This is a genomic window from Vibrio sp. D54, from assembly GCF_021728075.1.
In the GTDB taxonomy this organism is placed as follows: domain Bacteria; phylum Pseudomonadota; class Gammaproteobacteria; order Enterobacterales; family Vibrionaceae; genus Vibrio; species Vibrio alginolyticus.
The window spans coordinates 352,136-372,539 of record NZ_JAKKCS010000001.1; the positions used below are offsets into that span (position 1 = coordinate 352,136).

At 44.5% G+C, this 20,404-nt stretch carries 20 protein-coding genes; 14 read left to right on the plus strand and 6 right to left on the minus strand.

All coding sequences use genetic code 11. The features are described 5' to 3' along the window. Positions 1-16: 16 nt before the first annotated feature. Positions 17-1,075: a trypsin-like serine protease gene (locus L3V37_RS01595; RefSeq protein WP_237305706.1), complete on the minus strand. Its 1,059-nt coding sequence runs from the start codon at positions 1,073-1,075 to the stop codon at positions 17-19. 73 nt (positions 1,076-1,148) lie between these two features. After that, positions 1,149-2,042: a LysR substrate-binding domain-containing protein gene (locus L3V37_RS01600; RefSeq protein WP_237305707.1), complete on the minus strand. Its 894-nt coding sequence runs from the start codon at positions 2,040-2,042 to the stop codon at positions 1,149-1,151. Between the two features lie 128 nt (positions 2,043-2,170). Between L3V37_RS01600 and L3V37_RS01605 the strand changes: the two genes are divergently transcribed. The 6 genes from L3V37_RS01605 to L3V37_RS01630 all read left to right on the plus strand — a co-directional run bounded on the left by L3V37_RS01605 (position 2,171) and on the right by L3V37_RS01630 (position 7,191). Continuing rightward, positions 2,171-3,094, plus strand: a complete 924-nt coding sequence (locus L3V37_RS01605; RefSeq protein ID WP_237305708.1) for a DMT family transporter — start codon at positions 2,171-2,173, stop codon at positions 3,092-3,094. 99 nt (positions 3,095-3,193) lie between these two features. Then, the gene (locus L3V37_RS01610) at positions 3,194-3,640 is read left to right on the plus strand and encodes an SRPBCC domain-containing protein (protein WP_005375065.1); all 447 of its coding nucleotides are present in this window, start codon (positions 3,194-3,196) and stop codon (positions 3,638-3,640) included. A gap of 83 nt (positions 3,641-3,723) precedes the next feature. Then, the gene (locus tag L3V37_RS01615) at positions 3,724-4,476 is read left to right on the plus strand and encodes a phosphatase (RefSeq protein ID WP_005375066.1); all 753 of its coding nucleotides are present in this window, start codon (positions 3,724-3,726) and stop codon (positions 4,474-4,476) included. Positions 4,477-4,631: 155 nt separating this feature from the next. After that, positions 4,632-5,021 (plus strand): cytochrome b562, encoded by a 390-nt coding sequence (locus L3V37_RS01620; protein WP_237305709.1) that lies wholly within the window; start codon positions 4,632-4,634, stop codon positions 5,019-5,021. 219 nt (positions 5,022-5,240) lie between these two features. Then, a complete protein-coding gene (locus L3V37_RS01625) occupies positions 5,241-5,600 on the plus strand; it encodes a hypothetical protein (protein WP_237305710.1) in 360 nt (119 codons plus the stop codon). A gap of 151 nt (positions 5,601-5,751) precedes the next feature. Further along, on the plus strand, positions 5,752-7,191 hold the full coding sequence (locus L3V37_RS01630) for a PepSY domain-containing protein (protein WP_237305711.1): 1,440 nt from the start codon (positions 5,752-5,754) through the stop codon (positions 7,189-7,191). A 51-nt stretch (positions 7,192-7,242) separates the two neighbouring features. Here the strand turns inward: L3V37_RS01630 and L3V37_RS01635 are convergent, their stop codons facing one another. The 3 genes from L3V37_RS01635 to L3V37_RS01645 all read right to left on the minus strand — a co-directional run bounded on the left by L3V37_RS01635 (position 7,243) and on the right by L3V37_RS01645 (position 9,137). Beyond that, entirely contained in the window at positions 7,243-7,626 is a 384-nt protein-coding gene (locus tag L3V37_RS01635) for a VOC family protein (RefSeq protein WP_237305712.1), read from the minus strand. Between the two features lie 30 nt (positions 7,627-7,656). Then, complete coding sequence (locus tag L3V37_RS01640) at positions 7,657-8,586, minus strand: LysR family transcriptional regulator (RefSeq protein WP_005384005.1); 930 nt, start codon at positions 8,584-8,586, stop codon at positions 7,657-7,659. 77 nt (positions 8,587-8,663) lie between these two features. Continuing rightward, positions 8,664-9,137, minus strand: coding sequence for a hypothetical protein (locus tag L3V37_RS01645; protein ID WP_237305713.1), 474 nt, complete (start codon positions 9,135-9,137; stop codon positions 8,664-8,666). Positions 9,138-9,425: 288 nt separating this feature from the next. Here L3V37_RS01645 and L3V37_RS01650 point away from each other — a divergent pair, with 288 nt between their 5' ends. From L3V37_RS01650 to L3V37_RS01665, 4 genes are all read left to right on the plus strand, one after another. Next, positions 9,426-10,109 carry a spondin domain-containing protein gene (locus L3V37_RS01650; protein WP_005384002.1) on the plus strand — a complete coding sequence of 228 codons (684 nt, stop codon included), beginning with the start codon at positions 9,426-9,428 and terminating at the stop codon, positions 10,107-10,109. Between the two features lie 9 nt (positions 10,110-10,118). Further along, a complete protein-coding gene (locus tag L3V37_RS01655) occupies positions 10,119-10,814 on the plus strand; it encodes a spondin domain-containing protein (RefSeq protein WP_005383999.1) in 696 nt (231 codons plus the stop codon). 146 nt (positions 10,815-10,960) lie between these two features. Further along, a complete protein-coding gene (locus tag L3V37_RS01660) occupies positions 10,961-11,692 on the plus strand; it encodes a response regulator transcription factor (protein ID WP_181881326.1) in 732 nt (243 codons plus the stop codon). Positions 11,693-11,808: 116 nt separating this feature from the next. Next, the gene (locus L3V37_RS01665) at positions 11,809-13,182 is read left to right on the plus strand and encodes a sensor histidine kinase KdpD (RefSeq protein ID WP_237305714.1); all 1,374 of its coding nucleotides are present in this window, start codon (positions 11,809-11,811) and stop codon (positions 13,180-13,182) included. Positions 13,183-13,209: 27 nt separating this feature from the next. On the opposite strand, the gene L3V37_RS01670 is transcribed toward L3V37_RS01665, so the two are convergent. Further along, a complete protein-coding gene (locus tag L3V37_RS01670; RefSeq protein WP_237305773.1) occupies positions 13,210-13,647 on the minus strand; it encodes a superoxide dismutase family protein in 438 nt (145 codons plus the stop codon). Between the two features lie 619 nt (positions 13,648-14,266). On the opposite strand from L3V37_RS01670, the gene L3V37_RS01675 reads away from it, so the two are divergent. The 4 genes from L3V37_RS01675 to L3V37_RS01690 all read left to right on the plus strand — a co-directional run bounded on the left by L3V37_RS01675 (position 14,267) and on the right by L3V37_RS01690 (position 20,404). Continuing rightward, complete coding sequence (locus tag L3V37_RS01675) at positions 14,267-15,676, plus strand: aminotransferase class V-fold PLP-dependent enzyme (protein ID WP_237305715.1); 1,410 nt, start codon at positions 14,267-14,269, stop codon at positions 15,674-15,676. A gap of 62 nt (positions 15,677-15,738) precedes the next feature. Continuing rightward, a complete protein-coding gene (locus L3V37_RS01680) occupies positions 15,739-16,671 on the plus strand; it encodes a transporter substrate-binding domain-containing protein (protein ID WP_005375093.1) in 933 nt (310 codons plus the stop codon). Further along, a complete protein-coding gene (locus tag L3V37_RS01685) occupies positions 16,668-18,998 on the plus strand; it encodes a bifunctional diguanylate cyclase/phosphodiesterase (RefSeq protein WP_237305716.1) in 2,331 nt (776 codons plus the stop codon). The genes L3V37_RS01680 and L3V37_RS01685 overlap by 4 nt, the downstream gene beginning before the upstream one ends. Before the next feature lie 212 nt (positions 18,999-19,210). Next, the gene (locus L3V37_RS01690; protein WP_005375095.1) at positions 19,211-20,404 is read left to right on the plus strand and encodes a glycine C-acetyltransferase; all 1,194 of its coding nucleotides are present in this window, start codon (positions 19,211-19,213) and stop codon (positions 20,402-20,404) included.

The window sequence follows — 20,404 nt, forward strand, 5'->3', positions numbered from 1 at the left end:
TGTCTTGTTGACGCAACTAGGAGCGCGAATCATTTCTGCGGTGTCTTAGCCAACCAAACCAGCCTCCAAGCATGATCAACCCTGATCCGAGAGCACCGCCGCCGCCGCTGCCGTTATCGTCAAAGCCCGACGTGTTAGTATCTTCTGGTTCAAAGCCGGAATCGCCTTCACTATGATAATCTTCTGTACTTGCTAAGAGGGCGTTATAACGAGTTTTCACTCCCGAACTGGTTTGGGCTTCAATCCACGTTGTATAATTTAGAACCTCAGTAAACACACTCGGAATCGCAGCAGATTCACAAACAGAAGAACCATAGCTCACAATACCGATTTGCTGATACATGCCATTATTGTCTTGATAAGTGAGGGGACCGCCTGAGTCACCGCGGCAGATACCAGTGTAGCTTCGCTCAGGAAACCCATTCGCACACAAACTTTCCTGAGCATTAAACCCTGTTACCAGTGAAGCGCATTGGCTGTCGGTAAGAGGTTTTACTTCTGCCCAGCGTAAATAGTTTGGCCCGTTTTCATCACTAGTCGAGGTCTGACCTAAACCGAATATCTGATAAACCGTCTTGCTGCTGTAGTCTCCAAAGTCTTGCGGTAAAGTGATGGATTGAACGTTATCGGTAATAGGGCGAGTCAATTCAAGGACAGCGATGTCATTAATCCATAAATCGCTAGGCACATAATCAGGATGAATCGTGATAGAGCGAACATCTTTGAATTCTTCAACAAACACGTCATTCATCGTAGGGTTTTTGACTAGCACTCGTAGATCGTTGATTGTCCACCCGTCAGTAAAAACGCTTGGTTCTACGCAGTGAGCCGCAGTTAAAATGAAGCGGTCGTTTACAATGGTTCCCCCACAAATATTGGCAAACTGATTAGCGCCAGTTTTATGTAGAATAAGACGTGCAAAAAAAGGAAGTTGGTTTTGGGTAGCCTGCTGCCCCCCAATAATTGCCGTGGATATCTCTTGTTCTGAAAGGCGGTTATCATTTTCTGCTTCTGCGGTCGCACTCAAAGATACTGCAAAACAGAGTGCGCTTAGCCATATTTGATACTGCTTCATAAACCATCCTTGGATGAAAAGTACTCTTCTAACTTTATACTAGTTTTTCAGTGAATGTGCTTAACAAAAGTTTCTAATAGTTGAATGATTGTTGTAGCCAAGATCGCAACAGATGAAACGATTCAAGCTTTAGCTTGTGTGGCGGGCATACAAAGTAAAGCTGTTGATGAGGATTAATGACGGGTTCTCCCAGCTCGATTAGCTGACCATATTTGATGTCATCCTTCACAAACAAGCGATGAGTGACCAATAACCCCAAACGACGAGTTGTGGCCTGGACGGCTTGTATCGACATGTTAAAAGTGATTGGTTTTTTATTTTTAGGTCGCTGGATACCCGTCGCGTCCAGCCACACGTTCCAGTCATTTTTTCTTCGTTCGTTAGTAACTTCAATGATGGGATACTGCTTTAAGAGTTGAGTGATGTTTGAGTCCTTTGTCTTCGTTATCAATTCAGGACTGCACACCAAAACCAGTTCATCTTCACTGAGCTTTTCGCAGTAGTAATCCTGCCATTCTTCGGGATTTCCATGCACCAAAGCCGCGTCGATACCTTCTTGTTCTAAATTGAATCTGCCAGACAGGTTTGATAAACGAACGTCTAATTGAGGAGCAAACCCTTGTAAATCTGACATTCGAGGAATCCACCAGTGAAGAGCCAATGAATTCACCATATTGAGCGTAACACGCTGCAAGTTCTGATCTTGGATGAGTGCTTCCGTTGCATCGACAATTTGCTCTAAAGCGGGTGCCACCTTCCTGTAATACTTTTTACCGTCCGCGTTGAGTTGAACTTGTCTGCCTATGCGATCAAATAGAGGCTTGTTGACTTGACTCTCCAGCGATTTAATTGCCTGACTTACGGCTGAGTGGCTCACACTTAATATCTGTGCTGCTTCTGTCATGCTGCCAGACTCAGCTACTGCAACAAATGCGTAGATGGACTTTAAGGGGACTAGTTTCCGCATAATTTAAAAACCGTAGCTGGTGATAGATAAGTTAAACTGTAAGTTTTTCTTACATCAATGGTTAATATTACTCGCTATTTACGATAAGTGATGTCTTTTAAAATGCTCCATATATTAAGGAGTATTGAATGAATGCTGTAAATAAATCTATCCTTTTCATGTTGATGTCTACGTTAAGCTTATCTGTTACTGGACTGTTAGCAAAGCAGTTGTCAGGCGAACTTTCCGTCACACTATTTAGCTTCTTACGTTTTTTGGTGCCTGCGCTTATCTTGCTTATCTTACTTCGTGTGAAAAACCTTACCTTTCCTAAAGCGGGCACGCTAAAGCCTATTTTATTGCGTGCTCTTTGTATCGGTTTGTCACAACTTTGCTTTATCGCGTCATTACAAACGTTAACGCTCGTTGAGGGGGTCGTTTTGTTTGCTACTGGCCCATTATTTATTCCCTTGGTTGAAAAGCTGTTCATGAGGGGGCGCATTCGTGTTTCAACATTGGTGGCTTTAGCAATGGCGTTCACTGGTGTGGTTATGTTGGCGGGCGGTGGAAGTGAGATTACATGGCGAGCGGATTTATTGCTCGGCTTGGCTGGTGGACTCTTCAATTCTGGTTCTCAGCTTACGTTATATAAAGTGAGTAAAACAAATATGTCGCCGCTAGAAATCAACTTTTGGGCGTTTGGTTTTGCTGCCGTATTTCTGTTGCCGCTAACTTTGTTTAATGACTTCGACGCGTTACTTAATATGAGTGTTATGGCGCCTGAGATTTCTTCAAATACGCTGTGGATCGGTATGATGTCTCTGATGATCATTAACACCCAAGTTTTTCGCTCCAAAGCATATAAACTGGCAAGCAGTGGCTCTCAACTTGCGCCACTCATTTTTACTAACTTATTGTTCACTGCGGTTTGGCAGAGCCTGTTTTTTGAAGACCGAATGAGTCAGAGTCAAATTGTTGGGATGAGTTTAATAGTGCTCGCAATCATACTGAACACATGTTGGGTTCGCTTTAAGGCGCATCGCAGTGGCGGTTTACAAGCGAGAACTTCTTAGTCTGTCGGAAAATGAAGGGGGCAGGTAGATAAATTGGTCGTGTGGTTTGATTTTTCCTGAGTATGGGCTAGCGTCAAGAAAGGCTCAGGGAGAGAAATCATGCTTACGCTAAATTATTACGTCGAAATTTCGGCGACACCGCAACGAGTGTGGGAAGTGCTAACCGATGTTGAGTTGTATAAACGTTGGGCACAAGCCTTTTCACCGCAGTCTCAATTTGAAGGAGCTTGGGAAGAAGGAGGTGGCATCACTTTTTTTGATCCAGATATGGGCGGGACAAGGGCGATCATAGATACGGTGCTACCGCTTCAAAAACTTGAATTTCATCATGTTGCCATTTTTAATCCGGATAATCGTCAACAACTCGATGCTGACCTAGCATCTAGGTGGATCGGATCGCGAGAGATCTACCAGATCGATACCAACAACGATCGTTTACTACTCAATGTTACCATTCATACTCACAACGACTTTGTTTCCATGTTTAATCACGGATGGGAAAAAGCTTTACCCTTGATAAAAGCCATTAGTGAAGAGCAAGCTTAAGGTTCTTGCTTATCTTGGGCTGACGATGCGTTGCCTGAAGGTATACAATAGCACGCAAGATAGCGCACCTAAGAGAGTGGATGATGGAATTTAAAGTTGATACCCATACACATACGTACGCAAGTGGTCACGCGTACAGTACCTTGATTGAAAATGCAAAGTTGGCAAAAGAGAACGGGCTGGATATGTTCTGCACGACCGATCACGCAGAATCAATGCCGGGTGCGCCTCATTACTGGTTCTTCTCGAACCAGAAAATTCTGCCTCGCTTTCTTGAAGGCGTTGCGATTATTCGCGGCGTTGAATCTAACATTATGAATACCGAAGGCGACATTGATATTCCACTGAGTGTGGACCGCAACTTAGATTGGGTGATCGCGAGTTTTCATGAACCCGTTTTTCGTCCTGCAAACAAGCAAACTCACACGGAAGCACTTGTTAATGTCATTCAGAGTGGTCGTATTGATGCGCTCGGTCATCTTGGTAATCCAAATTTCGACTTTGATTTTCAGACCGTTTTAGCGTGCGCGAAAGAGCACAATGTCGCGATTGAAATTAATAACACCACGCTGAAAGGCAACAGCCGAGTAGGCAGCGTAGACCGTTGCCACGAGATTGCACAAATCGGGAAAGATCTCGGTGTTTTCTTCACCACGGGCAGTGACGCGCATTTCTGTCACGATGTTGGTAATCTGGATTTGGTTGGAGAGTTAATGGACAAAGTGGGTATTGATAGCAAGAAAGTGATTACTCACACCGCTCAGCAGTTTTTGTCTTTCTTAGCTTTGAGAGGCCGTAAACCAATTGCAGAATATGACAGCATTCTCAACGCATAAACTTGATTACATTTAAGGTATGCACCCGACGCCAGATTGCTTTACACTGCGACCGGAAATACTCAACTAAGCTAGTTTTTCGCCTCTTATGGCGTAGGTTATTTGGGTGAATAAAGCCGACACAGAATTCGGCACTATAAATGGAGAAGTGAAAAATGTTACGTCCTTTAGTCCTAGGGTGTGCGATTGCGTTTGGCTCAACATACGCAATGGCAGAAGCGGTTGATTTAAAACAAAACATGAAACAGATGAAGATGGAATTCAAACAGGCGGCAGAAGCATCTGACGTCGAAACCATGAAATCTGCGATTGATAGCTTGCAAGCGATTGTTGAACAATCTAAGCGTGGTAATTACCCACCAGAGAAGTTTGATATTTACTTAGAAGGCTTTAACAAGCTGACGGTAACGCTAGATAAGATTGAAGCGGATCTTGATGCGGGCAAGCTACAAGAAGCAAAAGACCAACTGCGTGAAATCGATAGCCTTCGTGAAGAGTACCACGACAAGCGCAATCCAAGCATTTGGAGCAAGTTGTTCGGTTAATTATCTACTGAGCGGAGCATTTGCTCGTGGCAGTGGATGACGCGTTATCTCTAAGTAATGAATGAACACATTATCAGCCTGCCATTTCGGCGGGCTTTTTTGCGCCTGTCAATCGATGCATTCAAGAAAACCTGTGAGGTAGCAAGCACTTATTGATACTGTTTTTTGAGCTATCACTCAAAATTGGTTACGCTGTGTGAAATTTGTTAAGTCACCGTTATGCGTAGATTAATTCCTTTTTACCGCTCGATGTTATTTGCTAGTGCTCTCAGTTGGGTGCTAGTGACGCTGATGCCTGTTATCAATGCTCATGGTAACAGCATGGGCGTGTGGGCGACGCTATGTACGCTTAACGGATTTGAGTTGGTCCAAATAGAAGAGGGCGACAATTCGGTCAGCCACAAAGGCAAGCCTTGTCCGTTTAGCCACTTCTCGACTTTTCATCACGATACACTTCCAACGACACCGATACTTTCAAGACAGAGCTTGGTGACTTCTGACAGCTACGCTTATTTGGCTCTAAGTGTGCGATTTGAAACACCAGTTCCTCGAGCGCCACCCGCTTCCCTTTTCTCATAACGAAAACAATAACAAGTAAAGTCACATAACACTGCCACTTCGAGCAGTAGTACTCCCGAATCTAAGTCAATTAGCGCCGCATACGAATGCGTATGTGCAGGATGCGTTTGACTGAATTTGGGTGTTCAACAATGAAAAAAGGAAAATACACATGTTGAGAAACTCGGCAAAGCCTCAACTCAAGGAAGCCTCACGCGCAAAATCCATCTACTTTATGACGTGGCGATGGCACTTCTACGCAGGGTTGTTCGTCATTCCATTTATGCTCATGCTTTCCCTCACAGGGTTGGTAATGTTGTTTGATGAAGAAATCGAACTGGCTCGATACGAAGCGACATTACAGGTTTCACCACAAGAGCAAATGGTTCCTGTCTCTGCACAATTGGAAACCGTAAAGCAGGCGTATCCCGATTTTAATGTCACTCAATTTGTACCTGCTAAAACCGCCGATATTGCCAACCGATTCTCGATTCAAAACCAAGAAGGCAGCTCACTGATTGTTGCAGTAAATCCTTATACAGGAGACGTACAAGGTACCATTAATCGTGGTGATAGCATCTATGAACTGATGAACAGCATTCACGGTACGTTGCTCATCGGAGACTTAGGCGACCGTTTAATTGAAATCGCCGCAAGTTTGGGGATTTTGCTGTTGATGTCTGGTTTGTACCTTTGGTTACCGAGAGACAACGCCAGCCGCGCCGGCTTTTTGAAAATCCGCTTTAACAATGGCCCTCGAATTTTGATGCGTGACCTGCATGCGAATTTAGGTGGTGTGCTGTCGATTGTTCTGTTGTTCTTTTTGATTTCAGGTTTATCTTGGGCAGGGATCTGGGGCGCGAAAATGGTGCAAGCTTGGAATACCTTCCCAACCTATTACACATGGGGTGAGAAACCAGAGTCGACACTGACACACAAAGACCTGAATCATGGTGCATCAGAAGAGATGCCATGGAACTTAGAGCTTGCTGCTGTGCCTGAATCGAAAGACAAACCCGCTCATGATCATGCCAATATGAAGGAAGATATGGCATACGCAGGCAACCATGATGCGCTCTCTATTGATGATATTGTCCTCAAAGCTGAAATGATGGGCTTCACTGGCTATAAGCTGTTTTTGCCACGCTCTGAGACGGGCGTTTACACCGTTGCAGCTAACTCTATGGGCGGCGATATTTCCGACCCAAGACAAGATCGCACCAGCCACTTTGACCAGTATTCCGGTCGCTTGTTGGTGGATGTAACGTGGCAAGATTACAGTTTGTTTGCCAAGTTCATGGCGGCAGGTGTGTCATTGCACCAAGGCGATGTCAGTGTGCTTAACAAAGTGCTCAACGTGGTGTTCTGTCTAGCGTTCATTTTAATCTCAATCACAGGTGTGGTGATGTGGTGGATTCGTAGACCAAGTCGCAGTGCCGCATTGGGCGCACCACCTAAGTTTCAGCAAGACGGTATTTGGAAGCTTGGCTTAGTAACGTTAGTGATATTGTGTCTCGCGTTCCCGATGGGTGGTTTGGCAATTGTTACGGTTCTCGCACTGGATTGGCTGTTGTTCAACCGCGTCGAGAAGCTGAAAACGGCGTTGAATTAGTAACAGACAAAGAATGGAATAGTAAAAGAGCCAGCGACGTGCTGGCTCTTTTTATTTCTGGTAAATCTCAAGCGGCAAGCCATCTGGGTCTTGGAAGAAGGTAAAGGCTTTGCCTGTGAATTCGTCAATACGAATTGGTTCAACTTCAACGTCATTCGATTCTAGGTAGGCTTTTACTTGCTCAACATCATCAACCAAAAACGCGAGATGTCGTAGCCCTTGTGCTTCAGGAAAGCTCGGTCTATTGGGTGCCCCCGGAAAGCTAAACAGTTCCACTTGGCTGCCGTCAGGTAAAGCGAGGTCAAGCTTGTAGGAGTCTCTGGTTTCACGATAGTTTTCAGCAATGACTTTTAATCCCAACACTTCAGTGTAAAAGCGTTTTGACCTTGGGTAATCGCTGCAAATGATCGCGACGTGATGAATGGCATTAAACATGGTTAGCCTCTTCAAACATGGCTCGTATCCTCAAGCATGGTTAGTATCGTCGGAGACTAAATGCTCCTTAACGAAGTCGATAAACACGCGCAGACGAGCGGGCATGTATTTGGTTTGCGCATACTGCATCGCGATAGCGCCATGGTAGTTACTCTTGATCATCCAATCCGGTAGTACCTCCACCACTTCACCTTGCTCTAACGCGTCTTTGATCACGAAGTCATGGAAGATCCCAATTCCCAAGCCAGACTTAACCCCGTTCAAGCGCATTTGAGAATGGTTGACGGCGTACCGTCCACTCACGGCAATGGAATGAAAGGCTTCTTCTTTAAAGAACGACCAGATGTTGTCTTTGTCGTTCTCGGCAAGGTAAATACAATCGTGCTGCTCAAGCTCGGTTGGGTGCTCAGGCATACCATGTTTGGCTAGGTAGTCTGGAGAGGCACATAAAACGAGATTGGTCTTGCTGATCTCTTTGAGTACCAGATTCTCATCGGGTTTGTCGGTGAGCTTAAAGGCGACATCAATACCTTGGCGGAAAAGATCGATCTCACCATCTGCTGCACGCAGCTTAAGCTGAATATTTGGATAACGTTCTAGGAATGGCAACACAAACGGTTGAAGCACCGAATTAAGAAATGCTTCAGGGGCTGCCACTGTGAGTGCGCCTGTTGGCTCGGCATGATCTTCCGCAGATAGCTCAACGGCTTGCTGCGCGGCATTTACCATTGCTATGCTTTGGTCGTAAACCTTTTGCCCTGCTTGAGTGATGATCAACTTACGAGTTGTGCGCTCAAACAGTTTCACCGAGAGGGCTTGTTCCAATCGTGTGATCAACTTACTTAAAGCCGATGGCGTCACGCCGAGTTGTTTGGCTGCAGCGGTAAAACTGCCTTCGTTTACCACCAAGATAAACGACGCAAGATCAGGAAGTAGGGCAATGAGTTTTGGATTAACCATAATTGTTCAGTTCTGCGCAGCGGAATAACGACATTGTCTGGTACGGTTTGACGAGGTTCAAGTGTCACCGTCTCGCTTTAACGATGTTTTGCCAAAAATGCATTGAGTGCAGGCAAGCCAGATTCACCAGTATGGTATTGTTGCCAACAGTGATAAATGGCTGTTTCGTGGTCTGCAATCAACTCGATAGCTTCTCGCTCAGCGATTGAATACTGCTGTGAAGCTTTCACTGCTTCATGCCACTCTCGATACTTGACCTCATAAGGTTCTACCCATTTCAGAAGAGTCGCCACCAACTCTTGCCATGGTAAACCAATCCATTTGGTTGCATCTGCCAAGCCTTTATCCAACATCTCTTGGTGTCGACTTTCGATATCCATACCATTTGTCAGCAGTACAGGTTTGAGCTTTTCTGCGGTGAGCTCTTCCACTTCAATCAAGGTTTGCCACAGCGTTTGTTGTTCACTTTGGGTGTAATGGCTCAAGTAGTGGTTGAAAAAAGCGATGCCGTAGATTTCGCCATAGTAGGCAGACAGAACGTTATGAATCATGCTGAGAATCGTGATTTAAACAGGGAATACCGCATTGTAGGAGGGGAAAGCGCGAAGTGTAAATACCTGATTAAGAGTAAAAAAGTGCTGCTGACAGAATTCGAACAGAACTTGTGAGAATTTTATGAGAATTCGATGAAGTTGCTGATAGATTTGCTCGTCATTCTTAGAGGCAAGAACGCAAAACGTTCGAAACGTAATGCTTAACCTACTCAAGTCACGAACAAAGAAGTAAAGCCGTACACATGGGCTTGGGTAGTTCAACCCTCATTAAAGGATGGAATCACAATGAAAAAACGTACCCAACTCGGACTCGTCATGACTTCAGTCGCTATGGCACTAGGCTCTGCATCAGTGAATGCGGCGGAATTGGAAATCACCGTGACAAACGCAACCAAAGGCATCTACTTTACGCCACTTATTGTGGCTGCACATGGCTCTGACCTTCAAATGTTCAGAACGGGTCAAGCAGCAACGCCAGAACTAGAAGCAATGGCAGAAGGCGGTGATATCTCTGGGCTTGCTAGTGTGATTGGTAATGCTGGTGGTGCGGTGGTTGAGAACCCTGCTGGTGGTATTTTGAATCCGGGTGTTGCAACCACCTTCACCTTGGACAGTGGCGACCACGGATATCTTTCTCTGAGCGCGATGTTGCTGCCAACCAATGACGGTTTTGTCGGTCTAGATAGCTGGAAGATTCCAACGGAAGCGGGTACATACCGAGCAACGCTAAGAAGTTACGATGCCGGTACAGAAGCGAACGATGAACTTGCGTCTAGCATGCCAAATCCACCTTTCATTACCTTTGGTACTGGCGGCACAGGCGTTGAAGCAACAGTAACTAACGATAAAGTTCACGTGCATCCGGGTAACCTTGGTGATAGCGATCCAACTGGCGGCATCAGTGACCTAGACAGCAGCAGCCATCGTTGGTTAAACCCAGTTGCAACCATCACAATCGTTGTGAAGTAAGGGGGATGTATGAAATACAGAATCTTACTAGTAGCAGCTTCAGTCGGCTTGCTCGCCGGTTGTCCAAGCGATGATGATAATGACGTAGTGAAATCGTACCGCTACACCGTCAACGTGGCGAACTTGACTGCGAATCAACCTATGTCTCCGCTCGCGGTACTCACTCACAATGGTGACTACCAACTGTTTGAAATTGGCCAAGCGGCATCTGTTGAACTTGAGCATCTTGCCGAAGGCGGTAGTAACGCTGAGCTGATTGAGTTGATGAACAGCAATGACAGTGTTTACCAAGGTATTTCGGGTAATGGATTGGTGTTGCCGGGTGCATCGGACGAAGTCACCATCACGGTTGACCCTAGTCGTTACGGTTACTTGTCTGTGGCGTCTATGTTTGTGAATACCAATGATGCCTTTGTTGGCGAAACGGGGTTATCGCTCAAATCGCTCGCAGTAGGTGAAAGCTACGAAATGAGCATGAACGTTTGGGATTCCGGCACAGAACTGAACGATGAACTTGCTGCAACCATTCCGGGCCCAGCAGGTGGTGGTGAGGGCTTCAATGCTGCTCGTAATGACAGCAATGACGTTGTTGCATTCCATGCGGGAGTTGTTAGCCAAGATGACGGATTAGCAAACTCAGCACTTTCTGCGAACCATCGTTTCCTTAATCCAGGTGCGAAAGTCACCATCACTCGAGTCGAGTAACACAGGCTCCGATGACGTCTCCTTCCCAAAGCGCTTGTAGCCGAGCGCTTTATCCCTCATGGCGTCATCGGAACCTTTTTTGAAAGAATTTCTAATTTGTTCCGGTCATGTGCAAAGTGAGGATACTCGAAGGCAAGGAAAGGACCATGGAACAACAGGCAATCAATTTAGTCGCGAACATCTTGTTGGTGGAAGATGACGATGATTTGGCAGAACTGGTTCAGATGCATCTCAAGTTTCAAGGACACCAAGTGTCGCGAGCCACAAATGTCGCCGATGCTAAAGCGCAATACCAGCAACAACCCTTTGATTTATTGATCCTTGACCGAGGTTTACCAGATGGTGATGGCCTAGACATCTGCCATTATTTGCGTCAGCAACAAGATTGGAGCCCAGTGCTCATGCTGACCGCCAGAGACGGTGAAATGGACAAGGTTGACGGTTTAGAAGCGGGCGTTGATGACTACATCACTAAGCCATTTAGCGTATTAGAATTCCAAGCACGAGTGCGAAACGTGTTACGCAGAGTCAGCCAAACCGCAGAAGTCAAAGTAGCAGATGAAGTCCTAGACGATGCGATGGATTTTGGTCCGCTGAGAATCATTCCGGAGTTGCACCAAGTATCCCTAAACGACAAGGATGTCACGCTCACCGCGACGGAGTTTACTTTGCTGCAGTTTCTCGCGACTCGTCCGGGCAGAGTCTACAGTAAAGATGAATTGCTCGATCACGTTTGGAACACCAGTCATTCTGGTTATCACCATACGGTGTGTAGCACCATAAACCGTTTACGCAGCAAGTTGTCGTTGTCTGACTCTGATCATCACTTCATTCAAACCGTGTGGGGTGTTGGATATAAGTTTCAGCCAAGACACTAATGCAAGAAAGTAAGTCAAAACATCAAGCCAAGACAGTAAGTCGGCAGTTGTTTTCACAGTCATTTTTCAATCATCACGGGTGTTTCAGAAACATCGCTGTTTAAGGAGGCGATAGGATGAGCTTCAAATCTCGCTTAGTGGTATTTACTAGCTTGTGGTTTTGCCTCGCGGCGGTGGTGATTGCACTGACTTACAATTGGCAAAAAGAAACCATCGAGTTACGCACTAAGCAAAGCCTGCATAAAGAGCTAGCTAGCCATATGCGTGACGATAATCCGCTGATGATCGGGACGGATTACAACCCTAAAGCGCTTAAGTCGATCTTTCACACGCTCATGCTGATCGGCCCTGATTTTGAAATCTACTTCCTCGATAGCCAAGGCAATATCACCACCCATGCAGCACCGGAAGGGGCGGAGATCATGGGTAAGGTGGATCTCAATCCCATTCAGCAATTCTTAAATGACCAACCCTTTCCTATTTTGGGTGAAGACCCACGGAATCGTGGTGAGCACAAAGTCTTTTCTGTTGCGGCGATAGAGGAATTAGGCTCTACGGTCGGTTATCTCTACGTGGTGATTGGCAGTACCCGACATGACGCCATTGCCAATGCTCAAGTCGATACTCCTTATATCGCGCTGGCAGGATTGGTCTTAGTATCCATTTTAGGTTTTGCTCTTGGGGCTTATGTGCTGGTCAAACGTAGTCTGTTGAACCCGATTGAGCGTGTGACCAAACAACTTCAACAGCAAGCTGAACATGATTTCCGCCTGCAACCTGATTTCACTCACCAAGTGCCAGAACTCGTGCCGATTGCGCACTCTTATCAGATGATGGCGAAGCACATTCAGCAGCAGTTTTTACAGTTGGAGTATCAATCGTCTCATCGTCGTCAAAGCTTGTTGCAGCTTAGTCATGATTTAAAAACGCCGTTATCGAGCGTGCTGGGCTATTTGGAAACGTGGCGTTTGCAACATCCGGAATCCGATCCTTTGATCGACGTCGCTTTCCGAAATTGTGAGAAGCTCTCAACTCAATTGCATTCTTTGTTAGACGCCGCGCGCAAAGAAGCTCCAATGCCAAACTACGAGTACCGCCCCGTAGATCTTGGCGCGTTGATGGCAGAATGTGCCGAAACGATGCAGAGCCAGTTTTCTCGTAAAGAAGTGGTGTTGAAAGTGGATATCGATAGCGAAATCCAAACCGTGGGTGATAAAGGTCTTTTAGAGCGGTTGGTGCTTAACTTGCTTGAAAATGCATTGCGTCACAGCCCAATCGGCTCGGAAGTGCATTGCCAAGCGCATTTGAGTGAAGATAAGTCGCGTATCCACTTTACCTTCGTCAATCACATCGAGGAAGAAGCGGAGGGCGGTTCTTTGGGGATCGGGACGAAGATTGTCCAATCGATCTTAATGCTTCACCACAGCTACCTTGAGACCAATGCAACATCCTCTCAATATCAACAGAAGTTCACACTTCTCGCAATCTAAAGAGAAGTGTGAGACATAAGTTAATGTTTATTCAATAACACCACATACGACGCGAGCGCCGCCACCACCTAGCTTACTTGGGTGATCGGAGTGATTGTCACCACCTGCATGGATCATTAACGCTCGACCTTTTAAATCTGATAATTTTAGGCGAGGCGCGACAACGGGCTGATTGGCATTGCCGTCCATGTCCACATAGAGTGGAGGCAAGTCGCCTAAATGATTGTCATCGGTCCAAGGATAGCCATGCTTCCCTGTGTTGTTAGGATCATAATGGCCACCTGCTGCGCCGCCTAATACGGTTTTGTCATCCTTTTCTATGCTATCGCAAGATGGATTAGTGTGAACATGGAAACCGTGCATACCTGCTGACAAACCTGATAATTGAGGCGTAAAAACAACGCCATAATCACTTTGTGAAATCTCAATGGTACCCGCACTCTCATTGGTGTTGAGAGCAGTCATTTCTACCGTTTTCGCTAGCACGTTAGGGGCGGCGACAAGAGCGGATGCAACTGAAATGCATAGCAATCCTTTTAACATGGGACCTCCTTCTTTTAGGGTGTACGCTCAAGCACATATTAGTGAAAACCTGTTGTACTTATGTCTGTTGAGCGGTGAGTTTATGTCATAGAGTGATGTGTATCACTTTATGGTCTTAAACTGATATCTCGATCCGAAATCAGCTTTCTTTTATTTAGTCTTAACATGTTGAGATCGTTAAGATATAAAAAGAATAGACGCCAATCTTAAAATAGCCTGAATATTTTTAAATTAACGCAAAGTTAAATTTTTAATGACTTTATAACAAAGCTCATAATTGTTTTATAAAGAATTTGGTGGAATTGTCCGCAATAAAGAATAATCAAATTAACGAATATATTAATGTGAACATTGTTGTTTATAGATTTGTGGTCAAACTGTTGCTTATATCATCAAATAAGATAAAAAATTGGAACTAAAGTCACTTAATGGCAGAGGAAAAAATTAAACTCTGATTGTAATGGGTAATAATGTTTTAGTAACAGATAGTTACGCACTTAAAATTAATAATATGGCTAATTTCCGACAAGGATTGAAAAAGATGAAAGACAAGGAATCTATTCAGACTAATAGCAGCCGCCGTAATTTTCTGAAAGGCGCAACAGGAGCTGTTGTTGCTGGTGTGAGTGCTTCCGCTTTCTCAGGCGTAGCTCAAGCACGAGAACAGAAAATTGATTGGAGCAGCCGCGGGCTAGGTAGAAAACAGGATAAGCGCTTCTGGCGTAAAGTGCGAAGACAGTTCGTTTTGGACAAACGAACCACTTACATGAACATTGGTACAACAGGTTCAATGCCAAAACATGTTCTTGAAGATTACGAGCATAACAACAAGCTAGTGGCTAAATATCCTTGGGATATGAAAGGCAAATTTGGCTCTTGGCCTTATGTTTCAGAGATGGTTAAAGACGTCGCACCAGGTTTTGGTGCTAACCCAGAAGAGATCATTCTCAGCCGCAACACTACTGATGGCTTATGCTCGATCATTAATGGCTTACACTTTGAACCAGGTGATGTGATTCTAACGACACACCATGAACATATTGCTGCAACATCACCTATGAACGTAGCGAAACATCGTTTTGGTGTGGATGTGGTAGAAATTCAACTACCAGTATTTACTGGTACCGAAAACGTTTCTGAGCAAGATTACATTCAAGCGTTCCGAGACGCGCTTGATGCGAATCAAAACGTTCGCCTAATTGTTTTCTCTCATATCACATACAAAACAGGAACCGCGCTACCAGCAAAAGCCATTTGTGCTTTAGCAAAAGAGTATGGTGTACCTACTCTTGTTGATGGCGCGCATACGGTCGGTATGTTTGACCTTGATTTCCACGATATGGATTGTGATTTCTATGCAGGATCTGGTCATAAGTGGCAGTGTGGTCCGGGTGCGACAGGTATTCTGTATGTTCGTGATAACGGTAACCGTTTGAATGAGTATTGGAGTGACCGAGAGAACCCGTTATGGTTGATCAACTCCTCACTTTCTCATGCTGATTACCTAGGTAAACAGCTGCAAATGCAATACATTGGTAACGATAACTATCCTGCGAAACAAGCACTAGTTGATAGTTGCAAAATGTGGGATGAGATTGGTCGAGACCGTATCGAAGAGCGAGTTGTAAGCCTTGGTAGTTTATGTAAAACCTTGCTTCAAGAGTACTTACCACAAGCCAAAATGTATTCACCAAACGTGGAAGGCTTAACCAGTGGCTTAACGACGGTTAACCCGTTCTCCGATGTAACTAATGAAGAGATACTGACGGAATTCCGAGATCGTTTACGTGAAGAGTATGGTTACATCATCCGTACGACTAGCTTTAAGCTGCATAAGGATGATGACTTTGATACTTACGCGCTGCGTATCTCTACGCATTTGTTCCATGACGAACAAGATGTGGAAGGGCTCGTAGTGGCGATGACGAATTTGTATTACTCGTCGTTCTAACATCGTTGTTTATCACTCAAGCGCCCATTATTGGGCGCTTTGTGAAAGGTAAGGATATTATTATGTCAGTCATAACATTCAAAAGAACTTTAGCGACGGTGGCGCTCATGGTTACCTCTGTTGCGTCGTCTGCCGCTTGGTCAGACGATTTACAACAAATCCGTGAACGCGGTGTACTGCGTCACATTGGTGTCCCGTACGCTAACTTTGTCTCCTATATTGAACAAGGTGAAGTGGAAACTTTGACTGGCTTGGATGTAGAGATAATAAAAGGTTTTGCCAAGTCGTTAGGTGTTCAGTACCAGTATGTTCCAGCACAGTGGAGCGACGTGGTTGGTAAGTTGACAGGGCAAAATGTGCAATATCACAACAAGCAGGCTGTTGTCGGAGAAAGTGTTCCAATTGAAGGCGATTTGATCGCAAATGGCGTTACTATTCTTGATTGGCGCTCTGAGGTTGTCGATTTTTCACAAGATTATTTTCCTTCAGGTGTATGGTTGGTTTCCAGATCCGACTCTAGTCTGAGCCCGATTAAACCAAGTGGGTCGGTCGATGAAGATGTTAAAAACGTCAAGCAGCTGATCGATGGTCGCGAAGTGTTAGCTTTAGAACATTCTTGCTTGGATCCTAACCTTTATGACTTATATGACACAGGTGCAAAAGTTATATTGCCTGATGGGGCGCGTCTCCTTAATGAGATGGTTCCAGCGATAATGAAAAATGATGCGGAAAGCACATTATTAGATGTTGCGGATACGCTAATTGCCCTCGAAAAATGGCCGGGCGAAATAAAAGTCATTGGCCCTATATCTGAAAATCAAAAAATGGCTGTTGCATTCCGTAAAAATTCCCCTGAATTACGCAAAGCATTTGATCGTTATTTAGACTCGATAAAAAAAGACGGTTCATACGAAAAACTAGTAAAAAAATACTATCCATCTATTTACTACTTTTATAACGATTACTTTATAGAAGATAAAAAGAAAGTCCGATGAATAAGGCCGTTAAAAAATTTTCCAGTAAAAGATTTATTACAATAAGCGCAATATTAGTTTCAATTTACCTAGCTATGCTTATTACTGTGACTAGCGTAGGTCAAAATAAATTAAAAGAATCTCAATACAGAGAACTAGATTTAAAAGTTAAAAGTTATGCAAGCACACTCGATAATTTATTTACCATAGCGAGTGAAGATGTTGATAACCTAGCTACAGATAAAACAATACAAACATTCTTTGGTAATTTAGCTTCTGGAATGTCAATGGAGTATGGGTTAGGTGCCAGTTTAATTAATTTAAAGCGTCGCTTCGATGAGAAGATAGACAGTAAGCTAATTAATAGCAGCCAAATCTATAAAAAGCTCACGCTGGTCGGCAGTGATGGAGTCACCATTGTCACCACTGGATCTGAAAACCTTGCCGAGCACAAAATGGACATACAAACCTTAATGACTCAACACGGGCATCCCGAAGAGGTTTGTGCGACGCGATACAATGATGACGTTCGCATTCAAGTCATTAAGCAAGTTAAGTTCTCCGGAAAGCCTGTTGCCTTTTTAATTGCCGATCTTAATAAGAATATTGTTATTGACCAACTTACTAACCAAGAACACGAAGATAGTTATAGCCGAATGGTGCTAAAAATAAAAGACGTGGAAATGGTTGTATGGGATACCATAAATAAAACACCTTCTCACAATAAGGATGAGAACTATTTCGTTTCTGAGGCTATAGACGGAAAAATTTACTTTGAAGTGCCTGTGGATAAACATCACTTCAAATTGATGGCGTGGTTCGAGCCTTTGAGTGAACGAGATATATTTACATCACGGCTCTTTATTATTGGTTTGAGTATTCTCGCCGTTATGATCGTCATTGCTTTATGTTATGCATTCATCACGAACAATAATAGGATTGAATTGAAAATTAAGCTTGAGGAAGAAAAAAAGCGTAAAGATATTCTTTCTAAACAGAATAAAAAATTAACGAACGAAATTGAACGTCGAAAAGCGTCTGAAAAAGAACTCGCCTTCCAAGCTAAATATGACACATTAACCAATTTACCTAATCGTAGTTATGGTTCCGAGCGATTGGCTTTGGAGTTAATTAGGGCATCGCGTAGTGGGTCTAAAGTTTTGGTGATGTTCATCGACTTAGACCACTTTAAGCAGATTAACGATTCAATGGGACACTTTGTTGGGGATGAAATCCTTAAACTCAGTGCTCAGCGACTGTATCAAGTCGCAAGAAAAACAGACTTATTGGCGAGAATTGGTGGAGATGAGTTTTTACTCGTCATCCCTGATTTGCCTGATAATGATACTGCAAAGCGAGTTGCTTCAAGTGTACTTTCGGCGTTTAACGATCCGTTTGTTTGGAACAACCATGAATTCTTCTTGAGTAGCAGCGTTGGAATGTCTGTGTTCCCGGATGACGGAGACAACGCTGAGCAGCTCCTTGCATGTGCTGATATGGCAATGTATCGGGCGAAACAAGATGGGCGTGATGGCTTTTGTTTTTATAACCATAATATGAACCAAGACTTGCAACGCTACTTAGATCTGGAAAATCGTCTGAGAAGTGCGATCTCCAATCAGTTGTTAGAGCTGTATTATCAGCCAATTATTGAGCTGAGTAGTGGTAAAATCGTAGGGGCAGAAGCGCTAATGCGTTGGAATGATGACAAGTACGGATTCGTAAACCCTGAAGAGTTTATCTCTATTGCAGAGAAAAATGGTTTAATTCATCAAATTGGTGAGTTTGCTACTCAACAAGCGTGTCGACAAGCGGCACAATGGCAGAGTCTGACTCCGTTGTTTGTTTCTGTAAACTTTTCTAGTGTTCAATTTAGGTACTGCGAGCGCTTACTTACGTTTATTAAACACAGCCTTGAGGAGTCTGGTCTTCCGTCAGATAAGTTCGATATTGAAGTGACAGAAAGTCTCCTCTTCAATCACGATTCTGAGCTATTAGACATGCTTAATAACTTACGAGCGTTAGGCACCAAACTTACTATTGATGATTTTGGTACTGGTTATTCTGCGCTGAGTTACTTGCAGAAGTTTCCGTTCGACCGCTTAAAGATTGATCGTAGCTTTATGCAAAATATGTTCGAGAACGACTCAGACCGCGAGCTTGTCAACGTAATCATAGCAATGGCGAAAGCGCTGGATCTTAAGATCGTCGCAGAAGGCATCGAAGAACAGCGTCATGTGGATTACCTGAAAAACCTAAACTGTGAGTTCGGACAAGGTTTCCACTATAGCCGACCATTACCTGCTAAGGACTTTGAAGCACTTTTGGCTAAGCCTACCTGGCTATAATTCCTTTTATAACAACCTCATAGAAAAGCATTAATTGAATTTGTGCCTAGGATTCATTAATGCTTTTCCACCTTAAGGTATAATCCTTCCTCCTTCCTTGAATTACACTACAATTAATTGATAAGTGATAGCCCGTGACGCCCGTCACATAAAGGCTAAGCCTAATTCTAAACGAGTAAATACTCGCCAAAATAACTAGGAAGGAATTTCAAATGTCTTCTGCATTCTACCAACAGATTCAGCAGCAAATCGAAGAAGTAAAGGCGGAAGGCCTTTACAAATCAGAGCGTGTCATCACGTCTCAACAGCAAGCGGCTGTTAAAATCTCTACTGGTGAAGAAGTACTAAACTTCTGTGCGAACAACTACCTTGGTCTTGCTAACCACCCGGCACTTATCGAAGCGGGTAAAGCAGGCATGGACGAGCACGGCTTTGGTATGGCTTCAGTACGTTTTATCTGTGGTACGCAAGACATCCACAAAGAGCTTGAGCAGAAGCTTTCTAAGTTCCTAGGTAAAGAAGATACGATTCTTTACACATCATGTTTCGACGCAAACGCGGGCCTATTTGAAACTATTCTAGGCAAAGAAGACGCAATCATCTCTGACGCTTTAAACCACGCGTCAATCATCGACGGTGTTCGTCTATGTAAAGCAATGCGTTTCCGCTACTCAAACAACAACATGGAAGAGCTAGAGCAACAACTGATCGCTGCGAAAGAAGCAGGTGCTCGCCACATTCTTATCGTAACGGACGGTGTGTTCTCAATGGACGGCGTAGTAGCAAACCTTCCGGCTATCTGTGACCTAGCAGAGAAGTACGGCGCATTGACTATGGTTGATGACTCTCACGCTGTTGGCTTCATGGGCAAAACAGGTGCAGGTACGCACGAGCACCACAACGTGGTTGACCGTATCGACATCATCACTGGTACGCTAGGCAAAGCAATGGGCGGCGCTTCAGGCGGTTACACATCTGGTAAAGCGGAAGTGATTGACTGGCTACGTCAGCGTTCTCGTCCATACCTATTCTCTAACTCTGTTGCACCAGCAATCGTAAGCGCTTCTATCCGCGTTCTAGACCTACTAGAAGAGAGCGGTGACCTACGTGATCGTCTATGGGAAAACGCAGCACACTTCCGTACTCGTATGGAAGACGCGGGTTTCACAATGGGTGGTGCTGACCACGCAATCATCCCAATCATGCTTGGCGACGCAAAAGTAGCAGCAGAATTTGCAGAGCGTGCGCTGGAGAAAGGCATCTACGTAATCGGCTTCTCATTCCCTGTAGTACCAAAAGGTCAAGCACGTATCCGTACTCAAATGTCTGCGGCGCACTCTCGCGAGCAACTAGACCGTGCAATCGACGCGTTCATCCAAGTTGGTAAGGACATGGGTCTTATTTAA

Excerpts from the sequence above, each read along its gene's own strand:
- L3V37_RS01595 (WP_237305706.1), bottom strand. The coding sequence starts at position 1,075 with ATGAAGCAGTATCAAATATGGCTAAGCGCACTCTGTTTTGCAGTATCT.
- L3V37_RS01600 (WP_237305707.1), bottom strand. The coding sequence starts at position 2,042 with ATGCGGAAACTAGTCCCCTTAAAGTCCATCTACGCATTTGTTGCAGTA.
- L3V37_RS01605 (WP_237305708.1), top strand. The coding sequence starts at position 2,171 with ATGAATGCTGTAAATAAATCTATCCTTTTCATGTTGATGTCTACGTTA.
- L3V37_RS01610 (WP_005375065.1), top strand. The coding sequence starts at position 3,194 with ATGCTTACGCTAAATTATTACGTCGAAATTTCGGCGACACCGCAACGA.
- L3V37_RS01615 (WP_005375066.1), top strand. The coding sequence starts at position 3,724 with ATGGAATTTAAAGTTGATACCCATACACATACGTACGCAAGTGGTCAC.
- L3V37_RS01620 (WP_237305709.1), top strand. The coding sequence starts at position 4,632 with ATGTTACGTCCTTTAGTCCTAGGGTGTGCGATTGCGTTTGGCTCAACA.
- L3V37_RS01625 (WP_237305710.1), top strand. The coding sequence starts at position 5,241 with ATGCGTAGATTAATTCCTTTTTACCGCTCGATGTTATTTGCTAGTGCT.
- L3V37_RS01630 (WP_237305711.1), top strand. The coding sequence starts at position 5,752 with ATGTTGAGAAACTCGGCAAAGCCTCAACTCAAGGAAGCCTCACGCGCA.
- L3V37_RS01635 (WP_237305712.1), bottom strand. The coding sequence starts at position 7,626 with ATGTTTAATGCCATTCATCACGTCGCGATCATTTGCAGCGATTACCCA.
- L3V37_RS01640 (WP_005384005.1), bottom strand. The coding sequence starts at position 8,586 with ATGGTTAATCCAAAACTCATTGCCCTACTTCCTGATCTTGCGTCGTTT.
- L3V37_RS01645 (WP_237305713.1), bottom strand. The coding sequence starts at position 9,137 with ATGATTCATAACGTTCTGTCTGCCTACTATGGCGAAATCTACGGCATC.
- L3V37_RS01650 (WP_005384002.1), top strand. The coding sequence starts at position 9,426 with ATGAAAAAACGTACCCAACTCGGACTCGTCATGACTTCAGTCGCTATG.
- L3V37_RS01655 (WP_005383999.1), top strand. The coding sequence starts at position 10,119 with ATGAAATACAGAATCTTACTAGTAGCAGCTTCAGTCGGCTTGCTCGCC.
- L3V37_RS01660 (WP_181881326.1), top strand. The coding sequence starts at position 10,961 with ATGGAACAACAGGCAATCAATTTAGTCGCGAACATCTTGTTGGTGGAA.
- L3V37_RS01665 (WP_237305714.1), top strand. The coding sequence starts at position 11,809 with ATGAGCTTCAAATCTCGCTTAGTGGTATTTACTAGCTTGTGGTTTTGC.
- L3V37_RS01670 (WP_237305773.1), bottom strand. The coding sequence starts at position 13,647 with ATGACTGCTCTCAACACCAATGAGAGTGCGGGTACCATTGAGATTTCA.
- L3V37_RS01675 (WP_237305715.1), top strand. The coding sequence starts at position 14,267 with ATGAAAGACAAGGAATCTATTCAGACTAATAGCAGCCGCCGTAATTTT.
- L3V37_RS01680 (WP_005375093.1), top strand. The coding sequence starts at position 15,739 with ATGTCAGTCATAACATTCAAAAGAACTTTAGCGACGGTGGCGCTCATG.
- L3V37_RS01685 (WP_237305716.1), top strand. The coding sequence starts at position 16,668 with ATGAATAAGGCCGTTAAAAAATTTTCCAGTAAAAGATTTATTACAATA.
- L3V37_RS01690 (WP_005375095.1), top strand. The coding sequence starts at position 19,211 with ATGTCTTCTGCATTCTACCAACAGATTCAGCAGCAAATCGAAGAAGTA.